This window comes from Streptomyces sp. NPDC002446, from assembly GCF_053595675.1.
Genome location: NZ_JBSFYC010000044.1, coordinates 14,983 through 32,854, shown reverse-complemented (window position 1 = coordinate 32,854; position 17,872 = coordinate 14,983). Strand labels below are relative to the sequence as shown.

General features: G+C 70.8%; 15 protein-coding genes. 12 read left to right on the top strand and 3 right to left on the bottom strand.

The genetic code is table 11. The annotated features are described in order from the left end of the window. Positions 1–22: 22 nt before the first annotated feature. The 7 genes from ACWD6P_RS23705 to ACWD6P_RS23675 all read left to right on the top strand — a co-directional run bounded on the left by ACWD6P_RS23705 (position 23) and on the right by ACWD6P_RS23675 (position 6,114). Positions 23–838: a cell division protein FtsQ/DivIB gene (locus ACWD6P_RS23705; protein WP_451446151.1), complete on the top strand. Its 816-nt coding sequence runs from the start codon at positions 23–25 to the stop codon at positions 836–838. 283 nt (positions 839–1,121) lie between these two features. After that, a complete protein-coding gene (gene ftsZ / locus ACWD6P_RS23700; protein WP_451446150.1) occupies positions 1,122–2,354 on the top strand; it encodes a cell division protein FtsZ in 1,233 nt (410 codons plus the stop codon). A 13-nt stretch (positions 2,355–2,367) separates the two neighbouring features. Continuing rightward, positions 2,368–3,132, top strand: a complete 765-nt coding sequence (gene pgeF, locus ACWD6P_RS23695; RefSeq protein ID WP_451446149.1) for a peptidoglycan editing factor PgeF — start codon at positions 2,368–2,370, stop codon at positions 3,130–3,132. After that, complete coding sequence (locus ACWD6P_RS23690; RefSeq protein WP_451446148.1) at positions 3,129–3,851, top strand: YggS family pyridoxal phosphate-dependent enzyme; 723 nt, start codon at positions 3,129–3,131, stop codon at positions 3,849–3,851. Before pgeF ends, ACWD6P_RS23690 begins: the two co-directional genes overlap by 4 nt. A 123-nt stretch (positions 3,852–3,974) precedes the next feature. Beyond that, a complete protein-coding gene (locus ACWD6P_RS23685) occupies positions 3,975–4,595 on the top strand; it encodes a cell division protein SepF (RefSeq protein ID WP_384440855.1) in 621 nt (206 codons plus the stop codon). Between the two features lie 72 nt (positions 4,596–4,667). After that, positions 4,668–4,961: a YggT family protein gene (locus tag ACWD6P_RS23680; protein ID WP_030415214.1), complete on the top strand. Its 294-nt coding sequence runs from the start codon at positions 4,668–4,670 to the stop codon at positions 4,959–4,961. A gap of 49 nt (positions 4,962–5,010) precedes the next feature. Continuing rightward, entirely contained in the window at positions 5,011–6,114 is a 1,104-nt protein-coding gene (locus ACWD6P_RS23675; RefSeq protein WP_451446147.1) for a DivIVA domain-containing protein, read from the top strand. A 329-nt stretch (positions 6,115–6,443) separates the two neighbouring features. Here ACWD6P_RS23675 and ileS read toward each other — a convergent pair whose 3' ends face one another. Next, positions 6,444–9,581 carry an isoleucine--tRNA ligase gene (gene ileS / locus ACWD6P_RS23670; RefSeq protein WP_451446146.1) on the bottom strand — a complete coding sequence of 1,046 codons (3,138 nt, stop codon included), beginning with the start codon at positions 9,579–9,581 and terminating at the stop codon, positions 6,444–6,446. A 601-nt stretch (positions 9,582–10,182) separates the two neighbouring features. Between ileS and ACWD6P_RS23665 the strand changes: the two genes are divergently transcribed. The 4 genes from ACWD6P_RS23665 (at position 10,183) to ACWD6P_RS23650 (ending at position 14,370) form a co-directional block, all read left to right on the top strand. Further along, a complete protein-coding gene (locus tag ACWD6P_RS23665; protein WP_451446145.1) occupies positions 10,183–10,938 on the top strand; it encodes a TraR/DksA family transcriptional regulator in 756 nt (251 codons plus the stop codon). Positions 10,939–11,066: 128 nt separating this feature from the next. Beyond that, positions 11,067–11,681: a signal peptidase II gene (lspA, locus tag ACWD6P_RS23660; RefSeq protein WP_451446144.1), complete on the top strand. Its 615-nt coding sequence runs from the start codon at positions 11,067–11,069 to the stop codon at positions 11,679–11,681. A gap of 79 nt (positions 11,682–11,760) precedes the next feature. After that, entirely contained in the window at positions 11,761–12,702 is a 942-nt protein-coding gene (locus tag ACWD6P_RS23655; protein WP_451446143.1) for an RluA family pseudouridine synthase, read from the top strand. A 75-nt stretch (positions 12,703–12,777) separates the two neighbouring features. Next, entirely contained in the window at positions 12,778–14,370 is a 1,593-nt protein-coding gene (locus tag ACWD6P_RS23650; protein ID WP_451446142.1) for a Na+/H+ antiporter, read from the top strand. A 15-nt stretch (positions 14,371–14,385) separates the two neighbouring features. On the opposite strand, the gene ACWD6P_RS23645 is transcribed toward ACWD6P_RS23650, so the two are convergent. Then, positions 14,386–15,450, bottom strand: a complete 1,065-nt coding sequence (locus ACWD6P_RS23645; RefSeq protein WP_451446173.1) for a mechanosensitive ion channel family protein — start codon at positions 15,448–15,450, stop codon at positions 14,386–14,388. A 122-nt stretch (positions 15,451–15,572) separates the two neighbouring features. Here ACWD6P_RS23645 and ACWD6P_RS23640 point away from each other — a divergent pair, with 122 nt between their 5' ends. After that, the gene (locus ACWD6P_RS23640) at positions 15,573–16,178 is read left to right on the top strand and encodes a dienelactone hydrolase family protein (protein WP_451446141.1); all 606 of its coding nucleotides are present in this window, start codon (positions 15,573–15,575) and stop codon (positions 16,176–16,178) included. Positions 16,179–16,212: 34 nt separating this feature from the next. Here ACWD6P_RS23640 and ACWD6P_RS23635 read toward each other — a convergent pair whose 3' ends face one another. Continuing rightward, complete coding sequence (locus ACWD6P_RS23635) at positions 16,213–17,856, bottom strand: alkaline phosphatase D family protein (protein ID WP_451446140.1); 1,644 nt, start codon at positions 17,854–17,856, stop codon at positions 16,213–16,215. Between the last annotated feature and the right edge of the window lie 16 nt (positions 17,857–17,872).

Here is a 17,872-nt window from a genome sequence, read left to right as displayed (position 1 = left end):
CGCACGAGGGAAGGCAGGGAGCGTGGCCGGACCGACAACCGCCCGGCGCGGCGAGAAGAAGTCACCGTCCGGCCCGCCCGCCGCCCCGGAGGTGCGCGGGCGAAGATTCCGGTGGGTGCGCATCCCCCTTCGCGCGCCGGGCCGCCGCGGTCTGATCATCATCACGGTTCTCGCGGTGCTGCTCGGCGCGTTCGGCGTCTGGGTCCTGTGCGCCTCGAACTGGCTGCGGCTGGAGCGCGTCAGGGCCACCGGCACCGAGGTCCTGACCCCGCGTGAGGTCGTGGCCGCGGCCGGCGCTCCGATGAACACACCAATGATCTCGGTGGATACGGACGAGCTGGCCCGCCGGCTGCGCGCGCGGCTGCCGCGCATCAAGACGGTTGACGTCGAACGGTCCTGGCCGCACACGATCGGTCTGAAGGTGACCGAAAGAACGCCGGAACTGCTGATGCCGGTGGGCGGAAAGTATGTCGAAGTGGACGCCGAGGGCGTCCGGTTCGCCACCGTCGCCGCCGCCCCCAAGGGCGTCGCGCTTCTGGAAATGGCGGTTTCCGACTCCCCGAGTCTGCGTCAGTTCGGGATCGACCGGTTGCGCCGCGCCGCGGTCGATGTCGCTCGGGACCTGCCCCCATCCGTGCGCAAAAACCTCCACAAGGTTCGCGTACGGTCGTATGACGCCATCACCCTGGAACTTTCCGGCGGCCGCACGGTCGCCTGGGGCAGTCGCGAACAGGGCGCCGAAAAGGCGAAGGTGCTGACCGGGCTGCTGAAAGCGGCGCGTGACGCGCGCCACTTCGACGTCTCGGTTCCCAGCGCCCCGGCGGTATCGGGGAGTTGACGTACGTAGCCGCAGGCCAGCACCCTGGATGGCTACGACTATGGGTGATCACATAGGGTGAAAAGAAAAACGGGAGGTTCGGCGTGTTCGTTGAACGCGCGCGCCTTGTCGACTTAGTGTCTCGTTCCAAAGGGACTATGGAACCAAGGAACACAGGCACAGGTAACCCTAAACTTCAACGTTAGGGTTCGGGTCGGCGATACGGAACCGTCCCATCGGCATCAGTCGGCGTCCACGCGCAAGTGCGGCGACGACACGTAACTCGAGGCGAGAGGCCTTCGACGTGGCAGCACCGCAGAACTACCTCGCAGTCATCAAGGTCGTCGGCATCGGCGGCGGTGGCGTGAACGCCATCAACCGGATGATCGAGGTCGGGCTCAAGGGCGTCGAGTTCATCGCGATCAATACCGATGCGCAGGCGCTGCTGATGAGCGACGCCGACGTCAAGCTCGACGTCGGCCGCGAAATGACCCGCGGCCTCGGCGCCGGCGCCAACCCCGACGTGGGGCGCAAGGCGGCCGAGGACCACCGCGAGGAGATCGAGGAGGTCCTCAAGGGGGCCGACATGGTCTTCGTGACCGCGGGTGAGGGCGGTGGCACCGGCACCGGCGGCGCACCCGTCGTCGCCAACATCGCGCGCTCGCTGGGCGCCCTGACGATCGGTGTGGTCACCCGGCCGTTCACCTTCGAGGGCCGCCGTCGCGCCAACCAGGCCGAGGACGGCATCGCCCAGCTGCGCGAAGAGGTCGACACCCTCATCGTGATCCCCAACGACCGGCTCCTGTCCATCTCGGACCGCCAGGTGAGCGTGCTCGACGCGTTCAAGTCCGCGGACCAGGTGCTGCTGTCGGGTGTCCAGGGCATCACCGACCTGATCACCACCCCGGGCCTGATCAACCTCGACTTCGCGGACGTCAAGTCCGTGATGTCGGAGGCCGGCTCGGCCCTCATGGGCATCGGCTCGGCGCGCGGCGACGACCGCGCGGTGGCCGCCGCGGAGATGGCGATCTCCTCGCCGCTCCTGGAGGCCTCCATCGACGGCGCCCGCGGGGTGCTGCTGTCCATCTCCGGCGGCTCCGACCTCGGTCTCTTCGAGATCAACGAGGCCGCGCAGCTGGTCAGCGAGGCGGCACACCCGGAAGCCAACATCATTTTCGGTGCGGTCATCGACGACGCGCTCGGCGACGAGGTCCGGGTGACGGTCATCGCCGCGGGCTTCGACGGCGGTCAGCCGCCGGCCCGCCGCGATGCGCAGTCCGCGCTGTCGTCCCCGAAGCGGGAGGAGCCGGCCCCGGCTCCGAGCCGTCCGGCCGCCGCCCCGCCCGAGCCGCGGACGCCGTCGTCCTTCGGCGGCCTGGGCTCGGTGCCCGTACGGGACGAGGAGCCGGCGTCCACCGAGTCCGCCTCGCTGGGCGAGGTCCCCTCGCCCCCGGCGAGCGCCCCGCAGGTTCCCCCGGCTCGTCCGTCGTACTCCGACTCGGCCGAGGAACTGGACGTTCCCGACTTTCTGAAGTGACCGAAGCACTGAAGTGATAGGGCAACAGCACCACGAGAGCGGCGCGCACTTCGCCTTCACCGACAGGTGGGGCGGGGTGAGCGCCGCTCCGTATGAGCAGCTCAACCTGGGCGGCGCGGTCGGCGACGACCCGCAGGCCGTGCGCACCAACCGTGCGCTCGCGGCCCGCGGACTCGGCCTCGACCCGGCCGCGGTGGTCTGGATGAACCAGGTCCACGGCCGGGACGTCGCCGTCGTCGACGGACCCTGGCGTGACGCGGATGTCCCGTGTGTGGACGCGGTGGTGACCACCCGCCGGGGCCTCGCGCTCGCCGTTCTGACCGCCGACTGCACCCCCGTCCTGCTGGCCGACCCGGTCGCCGGGGTCGCGGGGGCCGCGCACGCCGGCCGGCCCGGCCTGGTCGCCGGGGTGGTACCGGCGGTCGTCGAGGCGATGGCGAAGCTGGGCGCGGAGCCGGGGCGGATCCTCGCGTACACCGGACCCGCGATCTGCGGCCGGTGCTACGAGGTCCCGGCGGCGATGCGCTCCGATGTCGCGGCGGTGGTGCCCGAGGCGCATGCGACGACCAGTTGGGGCACCCCCGCGGTGGACGTCACCGCGGGCGTACGGGCCCAACTCGCCGCGGCGGGCGTGGCGGTGCGTGAGGATTCCCACATCTGCACCCGGGAATCCGCGGACCACTTCTCTTATCGGCGCGACCGTACGACCGGACGGCTCGCCGGCTATGTGTGGCTCGGGGAGACCCCCGGCCGAGGGGCGGGGGAGGCCGAGCGGTGACGGACGACCGGAGAAGGCAACTGGCCGACAATCTGGCGCAAGTGGAAAATCGTATCTCCGCTGCCTGCGCCAAGGCCGGCCGGGCACGCGACGAGGTGACCATGATCGTGGTCACCAAGACCTACCCCGCGAGCGACGTCCGGCTGCTCGCGGAGCTGGGGGTGCGTCAGGTCGCGGAGAACCGCGACCAGGAGGCGTCACCCAAAGCCGCTGAATGCAGTGATTTGCCCCTTACTTGGCACTTCGTTGGCCAACTGCAGACCAACAAGGTGCGGTCTGTGGCCGGTTATGCCGGAATTGTTCAGTCGGTCGACCGGGCACGACTTGTCACCGCGCTCTCCAAGGAAGCGGTGCGCGCCGGGCGTGAGCTGGGGTGCCTCGTCCAGGTGGCACTTGACGCGGAGTCGGGGGAGCGGGGCGCCCGCGGAGGGGTGGCCCCGGACGGGGTGGCGCCGCTCGCGGAGGCGATCGCCGAGGCCCAAGGGCTGCGGCTGGACGGTGTGATGACCGTCGCGCCGCTGGCCGGGCCGTACGCGGGCCGGCAACTCGCCGCATTCGAACGGCTCATGGAAATCTCAACCGACCTGCGCGCCACCCATCCTGCTGCCAACATGGTGTCAGCAGGCATGAGCGCGGACCTCGAGGACGCTGTGGCGGCCGGTGCGACACATGTGCGCGTCGGTACCGCGGTACTCGGAGTCCGACCACGGCTCGGGTAACGTCGCCAAGCAAGTCGGACCACAGCACAAAATATGGTCATTCCCGCAGAAAGCGGGAGGCCCGCGTGGATCCAAGGCCCCTGGTGACGGAGCCGATCCACCACAGAGCGGAGGACGCAGAGAATGGCCGGCGCGATGCGCAAGATGGCGGTCTACCTCGGCCTCGTGGAGGACGATGGGTACGACGGCCGGGGGTTCGACCCCGACGACGAGTTCGAGCCCGAGCTTGACCCGGAGCCTGATCGGGGGCGGCGGCAACAGCACCAAGTGCAGCCCGAAACACGCCCGGAACGGGACGAACCCGTCCGTGCCGTGACGCCTCCGGCGCAACGCGAACCTACCCCGCTCGCCGCGGAAAGCGGACGACCCGCGCGAATCGCCCCCGTGGCATCCATCACACCCGACCGTCCGAATCTGGAGAAGAACGCACCGGTGATCATGCCCAAGGTTGTGTCCGAGCGGGAGCCCTACCGCATCACCACACTCCACCCCCGGACCTACAACGAAGCCCGTACCATCGGGGAACACTTCCGTGAGGGCACTCCGGTGATCATGAATCTCACGGAGATGGATGACACCGATGCGAAGCGACTTGTCGACTTTGCGGCCGGATTGGTGTTTGGTCTTCACGGGAGCATCGAGCGGGTGACGCAGAAGGTGTTCCTGTTGTCGCCTGCTAACGTCGATGTCACGGCGGAGGACAAGGCCCGTATCGCAGAGGGCGGGTTCTTCAACCAGAGCTGAGACGCAACACCGGGCACACCAGGGCCGCGAGGCCGACACAGAGGCAAGATCAAGGGGAGAGGGACGCGCGAGATGAGTGTCGCTGGTCAGGTGATCTATATCGCGCTGTACTGCTTCCTGATCGTGTTGATCTTCCGGCTGGTGATGGACTACGTGTTCCAGTTCGCCCGTTCATGGCAACCCGGCAAGGCGATGGTGGTCATTCTTGAGGCCGCCTACACTGTCACTGATCCGCCACTCAAGCTTCTGCGGCGGGTAATTCCGCCGCTGCGTCTCGGGGGCGTGGCGCTCGACCTGTCCTTCTTCGTATTGATGATCATCGTCTACATCCTGATCACCGTCGTGAGGTCGGTGTTGTTGGTGTGAACGATACGGTCTTGCCGATTGCCGACGACTACGTTGAGGTGAAGTAGAGATGCCGTTGACCCCCGAGGACGTGCGGAACAAGCAGTTCACGACCGTCCGCCTCCGAGAAGGCTATGACGAGGACGAGGTCGATGCCTTCCTCGACGAGGTTGAAGCAGAACTGACCAGGCTGCTCCGGGAGAACGAGGACCTGCGCGCCAAGCTGGCCGCTGCCACCCGCGCCGCGGCGCAGAACCAGCAGCAGCAGGGGCTGCGCAAGGGACCGGACCAGCAGCAGGAGCAGCAGCAGCGTCCGGGGGCTCCCGTGCCCGCCGCCATATCCGGTCCGCAGCCGGTCCCGCCGCAGCAGCAGGGGATGGGTGGCCCGCCCCAACTGCCCGGTGGTGCACCGCAGCTGCCCCCAGGTCCCGGTGGCCACGGCCCGCAGGGTCCGCACGGACCCGGTCCGATGGGCCCCGGCGGCCCCCTGGGCGGCCCGATGGGCGGCCCCGGCGGACCGCAGCTGCAGCAGGGCGGCCAGCAGGGCGGCCCCGGCGGTGACAGCGCCGCGCGGGTGCTGTCGCTGGCGCAGCAGACCGCCGACCAGGCGATCGCGGAGGCCCGTTCCGAGGCCAACAAGATCGTCGGCGAGGCGCGCAGCCGTGCCGAGGGTCTGGAGCGGGACGCCCGCGCCAAGGCCGATGCGCTGGAGCGGGACGCGCAGGAGAAGCACCGCGTGGCGATGGGCTCGCTGGAGTCGGCCCGCGCGACGCTGGAGCGCAAGGTCGAGGACCTGCGCGGGTTCGAGCGCGAGTACCGTACGCGCCTGAAGTCCTACCTGGAGAGCCAGCTGCGTCAGCTGGAGAACCAGTCGGACGACTCGCTGGCTCCGCCGCGGACGCCGGCGGCCGCCTCGCTGCCGCCGTCCCCGTCGATGGCGTCGGCCGGTGCGGGCACCATGGGCGGCAACCACACCATGGGTGGCGGCCAGTCGATGGGCGGCAACCACACCATGGCCGGGCAGACGAGCGGTGGTCCGTCCTACGGCGGCCAGCAGCAGATGTCGCCGGCGATGACCCAGCCGATGGCTCCGGTGCGGCCGCAGGGCCCGTCGCCGATGCAGCAGACGCCGTCGCCGATGAGGGGCTTCCTCATCGACGAGGACGACAACTGACGCCCGCCTAGCGCGTAGCGTCGGCAATCAGGGCCGGGCCCCGAGGGACTTCCCTCGGGGCCCGGCCCTTTGTGCTGCCGTGTTCGCCGGACATGGTCGGCCGTTCCGCCGTACCGGCCCTCGTGCCCTTGTGCCCTCGTGCCTGCGGCGTGCATTTCCCTTTCCTGCCAGTGCGCCCGCTTTTGGGAATGCGCGCCCTCTTTGAAGAAGGGGGGAAGAAGGGGGAGTGAGGAGTGAAGGAGGGGCGTGAAAGGCGGTGAATGGGCAGGAAAAAGCAGAATGCCCCGGCGTGGTGAACGCCGGGGCATTTGTGCGGTGCGGGGTGGTGGTTACACCTTGCGGAGGTGGAACGTGAGGGCCAGTGCCTCGTCCGTGAAGGCGGGGCCGAAGGAGCCGTCCGGCTCGCCTGGGGCGAAGTCCGTGGCGAGGACCTCGTCGGAGATCAGGCCGGTGTGGTCGGTCAGCGCCGTACGGACCTCGTCGTCCGTGGACTGCCAGCGCAGCGCGATCCGGTCGGCGACATCGAGGCCGCTGTTCTTGCGGGCCTCCTGGATGAGGCGGATGGCGTCGCGGGCCAGGCCCGCACGGCGCAGCTCCGGGGTGATCTCCAGGTCGAGGGCGACCGTGGCGCCCGCGTCGGAGGCCACCGACCAGCCCTCGCGCGGGGTCTCGGTGATGATGACCTCGTCGGGGGCGAGCGAGACGGTCTCACCGTCGACCTCGACGCTGGCCGTGCCTTCGCGCAGCGCCAGCGAGAGGGCCGCGGCGTCGGCGGCGGCGACGGCCTTGGCGACCGCCTGGACGCCCTTGCCGAACCGCTTGCCCAGGGCGCGGAAGTTGGCCTTGGCGGTGGTGTCGACGAGCGAGCCGCCGACCTCCGAGAGCGAGGCCAGCGAGCTGACGTTCAGCTCCTCGGCGATCTGGGCCCGCAGGTCCTCGGGCAGACCCGCGAAGCCGTGGGCCGCGACCAGCGCACGGGACAGCGGCTGGCGGGTCTTGACGCCCGACTCGGCGCGGGTGGCGCGGCCCAGTTCGACCAGGCGGCGCACCAGCAGCATCTGGGCGGAGAGGTCCGGGTCGATGGCCGACTTGTCGGCGACCGGCCAGGTGGAGAGGTGGACGGAGTCGGGCGCGTCCGGGGTGACCGGGACGACCAGGTCCTGCCAGACCCGCTCGGTGATGAACGGGGTGAGCGGCGCCATCAGGCGGGTGACCGTCTCGACGACCTCGTGGAGCGTGCGCAGCGCGGCCGCGTCGCCCTGCCAGAAGCGGCGGCGGGAGCGGCGCACGTACCAGTTGGACAGGTCGTCGACGAAGGAGGAGAGGAGCTTGCCGGCGCGCTGGGTGTCGAAGGACTCCAGGGCGTCGGTGACCTGCTCGACCAGGGAGTTCAGCTCGCCGAGCAGCCAGCGGTCCAGCAGCGGGCGGTCGGCGGGGGCCGGGTCCGCGGCGGACGGCGCCCAGTTGGACGTACGGGCGTACAGCGCCTGGAAGGCGACGGTGTTCCAGTACGTCAGCAGCGTCTTGCGGACGACTTCCTGGATGGTGTTGTGGCCCACCCGGCGGGCGGACCACGGGGAGCCGCCGGCGGCCATGAACCAGCGGACCGCGTCGGCGCCGTGCTGGTCCATCAGCGGGATCGGCTGGAGGATGTTGCCCAGGTGCTTGGACATCTTCCGGCCGTCCTCGGCGAGGATGTGGCCCAGGCAGACGACGTTCTCGTACGACGACTTGTCGAAGACCAGGGTGCCGACGGCCATCAGGGTGTAGAACCAGCCGCGGGTCTGGTCGATGGCCTCCGAGATGAACTGCGCCGGGTAGCGCTTCTCGAACAGCTCCTTGTTGCGGTACGGGTAGCCCCACTGCGCGAACGGCATCGAGCCCGAGTCGTACCAGGCGTCGATGACCTCCGGGACGCGGGTGGCGGTGCCCTGGCAGGTCGGGCAGGCGAAGGTGACGTCGTCGATGAACGGGCGGTGCGGGTCCAGTCCGGACTGGTCGCTGCCGGTCAGCTCGGACAGCTCGGTCAGCGAGCCGACGCAGGTGAGGTGGTTCTCCTCGCAGCGCCAGATGGGCAGCGGGGTGCCCCAGTAGCGGTTGCGGGACAGGGCCCAGTCGATGTTGTTGTTGAGCCAGTCGCCGAAGCGGCCGTGCTTGACCGATTCCGGGAACCAGTTGGTGTTCTCGTTCTCGCGGAGCAGGGCGTCCTTGACCGCGGTCGTGCGGATGTACCACGACGGCTGCGCGTAGTAGAGCAGCGCGGTGTGGCAGCGCCAGCAGTGCGGATAGCTGTGCTCGTAGGCGATGTGCTTGAACAGCAGGCCGCGGGCGGACAGGTCCGCGACCAGGGCCTCGTCGGCCTTCTTGAAGAACTGGCCGCCGATGAGGGCGAGCTGCTCCTCGAAGGTGCCGTCGGGGCGGACCGGGTTGACCACCGGCAGGCCGTAGGCCCGGCAGGTCCTGAGGTCGTCCTCACCGAAGGCCGGGGCCTGGTGGACCAGGCCCGTACCGTCGTCGGTGGTCACATACTCGGCGTTGACGACGAAGTTGGCGCCGTCCAGCTCCACCAGCGAGAACGGGCGCTCGTAGGACCAGCGCTCCATCTCACGGCCGGTGAAGGACTGCCCGGTGGCCTCCCAGCCCTCGCCGAGGGCCTTCTCCAGCAGCGGCTCGGCGACGACCAGCTTCTCGTTGCCGTCCGTGGCGACGACATAGGTGACGTCGGGGTGGGCCGCGGCGGCGGTGTTGGAGACCAGGGTCCAGGGGGTCGTCGTCCAGATCAGCAGGGCGGCCTCGCCCGCCAGCGGGCCCGACGTCAGCGGGAGGCGGACGTAGACCGAGGGGTCGACGACGGTCTCGTAGCCCTGCGCCAGCTCGTGGTCCGACAGGCCGGTGCCGCAGCGCGGGCACCACGGGGCGACGCGGTGGTCCTGGACCAGCAGGCCCTTGTTGAAGATCTCCTTCAGCGACCACCACACCGACTCGATGTAGTCGGGGTCCATCGTGCGGTACGGGGCGTCGAGGTCGGTCCAGTAGCCCATACGGGTCGTGAGCTCGGCGAAGGCGTCGGTGTGGCGGGTCACCGACTCGCGGCACTTGGCGTTGAACTCGGCGATGCCGTACGCCTCGATGTCCTTCTTGCCGTTGAAGCCCAGCTCCTTCTCCACGGCCAGCTCGACCGGGAGGCCGTGGCAGTCCCAGCCGGCCTTGCGGTCGACGTGGTAGCCCTGCATCGTGCGGAACCGGGGGAAGACGTCCTTGAAGACGCGCGCCTCGATGTGATGGGCACCGGGCATGCCGTTGGCGGTCGGGGGGCCCTCGTAGAAGACCCACTCGGGCCGGCCCTCGGACTGCTGGAGGGTACGGGCGAAGACCTTCTGCTCCTGCCAGAACTCGAGCACGGCGTGCTCAAGGGCGGGGAGGTCTACCTGGGCGGGTACCTGGCGGTACTGGGGCTGCTCACTCATCGGGGGCTTCCTCCGGCGGACACCTGCTGCGTTCTCCGTCCGGAGGGACGAGAGCCTGCGCTCCCGCGGTACCACCCTCCTTGGCGGCGCTTTCGCACCGCCCCCTCATTGGGGTCGCGCTGCCGGTTCTACTCGCTCTGGGAGGCCTGAGGCCCGTGGGCGGAGCCCACTGTCCAAAGCTTTCTTCCGGCGACTCCGGGGTGATCTTCACGTCGTGCACGCCCCCGGGCTTCCACCGTCCCCGGGTCGCTGCCGGCTGCGTACGACGCTACTCGTCCCATCAATGCCTGTCGCTCGCCCCAGTGTACGGGGCCGCGCCGACAGCGGCCGACCGAATTTCGGCGGCCGGGGACGGGGACGCGTTCCGGGTCCGTACGGGGACGCCCGCGCCGCCGCCGTGACCCGAATGGCCAGCGGCCGGGTGCCGGAGCCCGGGACGGGTTACCGGGCGGGCAGCGGGGCACAACCGAGGCAGACCGGGGTTCCGGGCCGGGTGGCCGGACCCGTCGGGCGGTGCGTCCCGTTGCCGCATGCCGTGCGGCGATTTATCGTTCCCGTCACGATTCGCGAACAAAGTCACATATGTGAAGGGGTCGCGGCCATGGTGGCGAAAAAGACCGCCGCGCAGAAGAGCACGACGCCTGCCGACGAGGCCGTCGCGAAGCGGCCTGCCCCGACGGACGACGCCCCGAAGAAGGCCGCGGCGAAGAAGCCCGCAGCGAAGCGGACCGCCGGCGCGAAGACGGCGGCCGGGACGAACACGCCCGGGAAGACCGCGGACGCCAGGCCCGCGGCCAAGAAGGCGACGGCGAAGAAGACCGCGAAGAAGGCTCCGGCCAAGAAGGCCGCGGTGCCCGCGAGGAAGACGGGAGCCAAGACGGTGGTGGCGAAGAAGACGGCGGCCGCGACGGCCCAGGCGCATACCCAGGACGCACCGGTGCCCCCGGCCCGGATGGCCGCACCGGGCGAGCTCGCCGTGCGGCCCGGCGAGGATCCCTGGACGCCCGCCGAGGTCGCCGCGGCGCGGACCGAGCTGATGGACGAGGTGGCGCGGCTCCGGCTGGAGATCACCTCGGCCGAGGACGCCATCGCCGGCCTGATGCGCGACTCCGGCGACGGCGCCGGTGACGACGAGGCGGACACCGGCACCAAGAACATCACCCGCGAGCACGAGCTGGCCCTCGCCTCCAACGCCCGCGAGATGCTCCACCAGACCGAGCGCGCCCTGGGCCGGCTCGACACCGGCACCTACGGGCTGTGCGAGAACTGCGGCGACCCCATCGGCAAGGCGCGGATGCAGGCGTTCCCGCGGGCGACGCTGTGCGTGGCGTGCAAGCAGAAGCAGGAGCGCCGCTGAGGAGCGGTCCCGGGCCGGGCCGTCGCGGGAGGCACCCGTTCCGCCCGCCCCCGTACGTGTGTGCCGTACTCTCGTGGTTCAGCCAGGCGCGGCCTGGCCGCGGACACGACGGGCTGAGGGACTCACACGTGGCAGAGGCGGAGCGCATCACCGGTACCCCGGAACCCGAGCCGGGCTCCGGGACGGATTCCACCACAAAATCCGATGGGGGAGGACCGGCGGAGCAGGAGCAGACGGAGGAGCGGGGCACCGGCCGCGGCAAGCGGCGGATCGTCGCGCTGCTGCTGGTCGCGCTCGTGGTCTACCTGCTCGACCTGGGCAGCAAGCTGCTGGTCGTCGCGAAGCTGGAGCACCATGAGCCGATCCAGGTCATCGGGACGCTGCTGCAGTTCAGTGTGATCCGCAACCGCGGTGCCGCGTTCAGCATCGGCGAGGCGCTGACGATCTTCCTCACGATCATCGCGGCGACCGTGATCGTGGTGATCGCCCGGATCGCCCGCAAGCTCTACAGCCTGCCCTGGGCCATCGCGCTCGGGCTGCTGCTCGGCGGCGCCTTCGGCAACCTCACCGACCGGATCTTCCGCTCGCCGGGCATCTTCGAGGGCGCGGTGGTCGACTTCATCGCCCCCGCGCACTTCGCGGTCTTCAACCTCGCCGACTCCGCGATCGTCTGCGGCGGCGTGCTGATCGTGATCCTCTCCTTCCGGGGGCTCGACCCGGACGGCACGGTGCACAAGGACTGACGGGCCGTCGCCCCTCCGCCCGCGGCCTCGGGTACGGCCGCCGGGCAGGGCACCGTGGCGCAACTGCCATACTCGTGGGGTGAGCACCATTCCCGAGATCCGCACCCTGCCCGTACCGGACGGCCTGGAGGGCGAGCGCGTGGACGCCGCGCTGGCCCGGATGTTCGGCTTCTCCCGTACGAAGGCGGCCGAGCTTGCCGCCGCCGGAAAGGTCCGGGTCGACGGGTCCGAGGTGATGAAGTCCGAGCGGGTGCGCGGCGGCGCCTGGCTGGAAGTCGAGATGCCGCAGGCCGCGCCGCCCGTGGAGGTCGTCGCCGAGCCCGTCGAGGGCATGGAGATCGTGCATGACGACGACGACATCGTCGTGATCGTCAAGCCGGTCGGCGTGGCCGCGCACCCGAGCCCCGGCTGGACCGGCACCACGGTCATCGGCGGGCTCGCCGCCGCGGGCTACCGCATCTCCACCTCCGGCGCCGCCGAGCGCCAGGGCATCGTGCACCGCCTCGACGTCGGTACGTCCGGCCTGATGGTCGTGGCCAAGTCCGAGCGGGCGTACACCTCGCTGAAGCGGCAGTTCAAGGAGCGCGTGCCCGACAAGCGGTACCACACGCTCGTGCAGGGCCACCCGGACCCGATGAGCGGCACCATCGACGCCCCCATCGGCCGGCACCCCCAGCACGACTACAAGTGGGCGGTCACCGCCGACGGCAAGGCGTCGGTCACGCACTACGACCTCATCGAGGCGTTCCGCGCGGCCAGCCTGCTGGACGTCAAGCTGGAGACCGGCCGTACGCACCAGATCCGGGTGCACATGGCCGCGCACCGCCACCCCTGTGTCGGCGACCTCACCTACGGCGCGGACCCCACGCTCGCCAAGCGCCTCGGCGTCTCCCGGCAGTGGCTGCACGCCGTACGGCTCGGCTTCGAGCACCCCTCCGACGGCAGCTGGGTCGAGTTCGAGAGCGCCTATCCGGACGATCTGCAGCACGCCCTCGACACCGTCCGGGACGAGAGCAGCTGACGCGGGGGCGCACCAGCCGTCTGGCACCCTTGGTCGGAAAGTGATCGAATCCGACCATCCCGGAGCGAATTCGCCGTGGACCAGCTGGCTCTGATGTCCGTCCTGCTGCTCGGAGCCGTGGTCATGGTCCCGGTCGGCGACCGGCTGGGACTGCCGTCACCGGTGCTGATGACCCTGGCCGGGGCCGTACTGGCGCTGCTGCCGTTCGTGCCCAACGTCGAGGTGCCGCCCGAGTACATCCTGCCGCTGGTGCTGCCACCGCTGCTCTACGCGGCCGTGCAGCGCACCTCCTGGCGGCAGTTCACCGCCAATGTGCGCCCGATCTTCCTGCTCGCCGTGCTGCTGGTCTTCGCCACCGCGGCCGCGGTCGCCGCGGTCGCCCAGGCGGTCGTGCCCGGTATGCCGCTGGCCGCCGCCGTGGTGCTCGGTGCGCTGGTCGCCCCGCCCGACCCGGTCGCCGCGACCGCCGTCGCCGGCAAGCTGGGACTGCCCCGCCGGATGGTCTCGATCCTGGAGGGCGAGGGGCTGTTCAACGACGTCACCGCGATCGTGCTCTACCACGTCGCGCTCGCCGCGGTGGTCAGCGGCAGCTTCTCGGTGCCCGACGCGCTCGGATCCCTGGTGCTCTCCGCGGTCGTCGCCCTCGCGGTCGGTCTGGTGATCGGCTGGGTCGCCAACAGGCTGATGGGGCTGCTCGGGGACCCGACGCTGCAGATCGGGCTGACGCTGCTGGTGCCGTTCATCGTCTACCTCCTGGCCGAGGAGCTGCACGGGTCCGGTGTGCTCGCGGTGCTGACCTGCGCGCTCTTCCTGGCCGAGTACGCGGTCGACGCCGACGACGTGCTGGGCCGGCTCGCCGGATACACCTTCTGGGAGGTCGTCGACACCCTCGTCACCGGCGTCGCCTTCGGGCTGATCGGCCTGGAGCTGCACACCATCCTCGGGGCGGCGGCCGGCCGCTGGGGCCAGCTGCTCGGGGCCGGCGCCGCCGTGGTCGGTGTGGTCGTCGGTGTCCGCCTGCTGTGGCTGCTGCCCGCCGCCTGGCTGGCCAAGCGGATGCACCGGCGCCGCGACTACGACGAGGACATCCCGATGAGCTGGCGGGAGACGGTCATCCTGTGGTGGTCGGGGATGCGCGGGGTGGCCTCGGTGGCACTGGCCCTGGCCATTCCCTACAGCGTGCACGGCGCGCCCTTCCCGGCCCGCGACGAGATCCTCTTCATCGCCTTCGCGGTGGTGCTCGCCACCCTCCTCGTCCAGGGCCTCACACTGCCCTGGCTGGTGCGCAGACTCCGGGTGCGGGCCGCCGCCGATGCCGCCGACGCGCTGGAGCGGGAGCTGGCGGTCCGGGTGATCAAGGCGTCCAAGCGGCGGCTGAAGGAGATCCTGGAGGTCGAGGAGGTGCCCGAGGAGGTCAGGGACCAGCTGGCGCGCCGGGCGTACGACATCGGGGCCCGCATCGCGCCGGAGATCGTCGACGACGAGCGGCGCGAGCTCTTCGAGAAGCGCCTCAGCCGGATCAAGAAGGTGCAGCGCATCCAGGGCGAGATGCTCTCGGCCGCCCGGCACGAGGTGCTGGCGGCGCGCAGCGAGCCGGGCGCCGACCCGGAGGTCGTGGACCGCGTGCTGCGGCACCTGGACGTGCGGAGCCTGCGGAGTGCGCCCTGACGCCGTACCGGGCCCTCAGCCGCGCGGCGGCTCCCCGTCGTGGCCCAGCGGCGCCGGCCCCGTGCTGATCCGCGGCAGCGCGTAGGCGTGCTCGGTCCGCAGCCACTCGATGATCTTCTCGCGGACCTCGCAGCGCACCGTCCAGATGGCGTCCGCGTCCCGGGCGGTGACCAGCGCCCGGGCCACGATCGTGGACGGGGTGGTGTCGGTGACCACCAGGCTCCAGGACCGGCCGTCCCAGTCCGGGCACTCCTGGAGGATCTCGAGCAGCCGCTGGCGCATCTTCTCCACCGGCGCGCTGTGGTCGAGGTGGAAGAGGACGGTCCCGGTCATCTGGGCGCCGCCGCGCGACCAGTTCTCGAACGGCTTGCCGGTGAAGTACGACACCGGCATGGTGATCCGCCGCTCGTCCCAGGTCCGTACGGTCAGAAACGTCAGGGTGATCTCCTCGACGGTGCCCCACTCGCCGTCCACCACGACCGTGTCCCCTATGCGCACCATGTCCCCGAAGGCGATCTGCAGCCCCGCGAAGAGGTTGCCGAGGGTGGACTGCGCGGCGATCCCGGCGACGATGCCCAGCAGCCCGGCCGATGCCAGCATCGAGGTGCCGACCGCCCGCATCTCCGGGAACGTCAGCAGCATCGACGCGGCCGCGACGATGATCACCACGGCCGTCACCACCCGCTGGATCAGCGTCACCTGGGTCCGCACCCGCCGTACCCGCGCGGCGTCCCGCGCGCCCGCCGCGTAGCGCGAGTACGACGACTCGACTATCGCCGCCGCGGCCCGGACGACGAGCCAGGCGGTGGCCGCGATCAGCACCAGGCTCAGCGCCTGGCCGGTCCCCGCCGCGTGCTCCTCGACGGCCTCGATCCCGGTCTCGCGGTACGAGCCGCGCAACAGGGCCGCGCACAGCGCCACCTGCAGGGGTATCCGGCAGCGGCGCAGCAGCTCCCACAGCGGGGTCTCCGGATGGCGGGCGTCGATCCGGTGCAGTGCGCGGTCGCCGAGCCGGACCAGTACGAGAGTGATGACCAGTGAGCCGCCGATCACGGCGACGGGGCGCAGCACGTCCTCCAGGGACACGGGTTCCTCCTCGGATGGGACTCGGGTGGGATGCGCTGTGGTGTGCTGCTACCCGGTCCCCCCTGCCGTAAATGGCACGATGGGGCCAGAGCGATCCGATCCAGGGAAGTGATGCAGTGCCGGCCTCCACCGAGCCCGCGACCAGCGGGCCTTCGACGATTGTCCTGTTCCATTCGGTGTGCGGGCTCCGCCCCGCGGTGCACGCCGCCGCGGACCGGCTGCGCGCCGCGGGACACGAGGTGATCGTCCCCGACCTGTTCGACGGGCGGACCGCCGAGTCGGTGCCGGACGGCATCCTCATCAAGGACGGGATCGGCAAGGAGGAGCTGCTCAAGCGCGCCATCGCGGCCGCCGCGCCGTACTCCGACCGCGGCCTGGTCTACGCCGGCCTCTCCTTCGGCGGCTCGGTCGCCCAGACCCTCGCGCTGGGCGACGAGAAGACCCGCGGGCTGCTGTTGCTGCACGGCACCTCCGACATCGCCGAGGGTGCCGTCGCCGACGATCTGCCGGTGCAGCTGCACGTCGCCGACCCGGACCCCTACGAGCCGCACGACTGGCTGACCGCCTGGTACCTGCAGATGCGCCGGGCCGGCGCGGACGTGGAGGTCTTCCGCTACGCCGGCGCCGGCCATCTCTTCACCGACCCCGACCTGCCGGACTACGACGCCGAGGCGGCGGAGAGCGCCTGGAAGGTGGCGCTGGCCTTCCTGGACAGTCTGTGACGGGCGTCGCGCGGCCGGCGGGGCCGGGGCGCGCCTAGGCGACCGGCCCGTCCGCCCGCTCCACCTGCTGGCTGCCGGTCCGCGTGCGGTACGAGCGCAGATGCCGGCTGGTGGCGTGGGGGTCGGTCTTGTCGGAGATGCCGAAGTAGTCCATCTGCGTGCGCTCGGCGCTGACGTCCAGGACGCCGTAGCCGTGCGAGTCCATGTCCAGCCACTTCACATGCCGGTTGGCGGCCCTGATGGCGGCGACGCCGGCCAGCGAGACGGTGTGGGGGGCGACGTGCAGGAAGTCGTCCACGTTGTCGGAGGTGACGGAGGTGACCACGAACTCCGTCGCCACCGGCCGGGTGGCGGGGTAGGTCGCCGCCTTCAGCGGTACGTCGTTGGCCCAGGCCATGTGGATGTCGCCCGTGAGGAACACGGTGTTGTCGATCCCGCGGTCGCTGAGGTGGCTCAGCAGTTCGTGCCGGTCGTCGGTGTAGCCGTCCCACTGGTCGGTGTTGGCCGCCAGGCCCTCCTTGGGGATGCCGAGGATCTCGGCGAGCGGGCCGAGCAGATGGGCGGGCAGGGAGCCGAAGGCGACCTGCGAGACCATGACCGAGGTGCCGACCAGCCGCCAGGCGGTGTCCGACCGCTCCAGGCCGCCCTTGAGCCAGTCCAGTTGGGCCCGCCCGGTGATCGTCCGGCTCGGGTCGTCGACCGCGCCGCTGCCCGGCTTGGCCTGCTCGTCGCGGAACGAGCGCAGGTCCAGCAGGTGCAGATCGGCGAGCGAGCCGAAGCGCAGCCGGCGGTAGGTGGTGCCGGCGATGGAGGGGCGTACCGGCATCCACTCGAAGTACGCCTGCTTCGCGGCGGCCATCCGCGCCTGCCAGGAGCCCTCGGTGTCCGGCGTGTGGTTCACCGCGCCGCCCCGCCAGGCGTTGTCGGCGAACTCGTGGTCGTCCCAGATGGCGATGACCGGGTGGGCGGCGTGCATGGCCAGCGCGTCCGGGTCGGTCTTGTGCGCGCCGTGCCGGATGCGGTAGTCGGCGAGCGTGAGCAGCTCGTGCGCGGGGGAGTGCGGGCGGACGACGTACTTGAAGTCCGGGTACTCGCCGGACTTGTACTCGTAGAGGTAGTCGCCGAGGTGCAGCACCGCGTCCAGCTCGGTGCGGGCCGCCAGGTGCCGGTACGGCGAGAAGTAGCCGGACTCCCAGTTGGCGCAGGAGACCACGCCGAAGCGGACGTTGCCGGGCGCGGCGTCGTGCGCGGGGGCGGTGCGGGTCCGGCCGACGGGGGAGTGCTGCCCGTCGACGGTGAAGCGGTAGTAGTAGCGGGTGGCCGGGCGCAGACCGCGGACGTCCGCCTTGACGGTGTGGTCGGCGGCCGCCGAGGTGGTGACCCGGCCCCGTGCGACGACGGTGGCGAAGTCCTGGTCGGCCGCCACCTGCCAGCTCACCTCGGTGGCCGGGCCGCGGCCGGAGCCGGGGGTGGCCGACGGGACCGGGGTGACCCGGGTCCACAGCAGCACGCCGTCCGGGAGCGGGTCGCCGGAGGCGACGCCGTGCTGGAAGAACCGGCCCTGGTCCGGGTCCTGTTGGGCGTACGCGGGGGCGGCACCGGCGAACGGCAGAAGGGCGGCGGTGGCGGCTACGGCCGTGACGGCGGTGCGGCGAGATATCTGATCATGAGCGGTCACGGCCGATCACCTTACT

Excerpts from the sequence above, each read along its gene's own strand:
- ACWD6P_RS23685 (WP_384440855.1), top strand. The coding sequence starts at position 3,975 with ATGGCCGGCGCGATGCGCAAGATGGCGGTCTACCTCGGCCTCGTGGAG.
- ACWD6P_RS23680 (WP_030415214.1), top strand. The coding sequence starts at position 4,668 with ATGAGTGTCGCTGGTCAGGTGATCTATATCGCGCTGTACTGCTTCCTG.
- ACWD6P_RS23675 (WP_451446147.1), top strand. The coding sequence starts at position 5,011 with ATGCCGTTGACCCCCGAGGACGTGCGGAACAAGCAGTTCACGACCGTC.
- ileS (WP_451446146.1), bottom strand. The coding sequence starts at position 9,581 with ATGAGTGAGCAGCCCCAGTACCGCCAGGTACCCGCCCAGGTAGACCTC.
- ACWD6P_RS23665 (WP_451446145.1), top strand. The coding sequence starts at position 10,183 with ATGGTGGCGAAAAAGACCGCCGCGCAGAAGAGCACGACGCCTGCCGAC.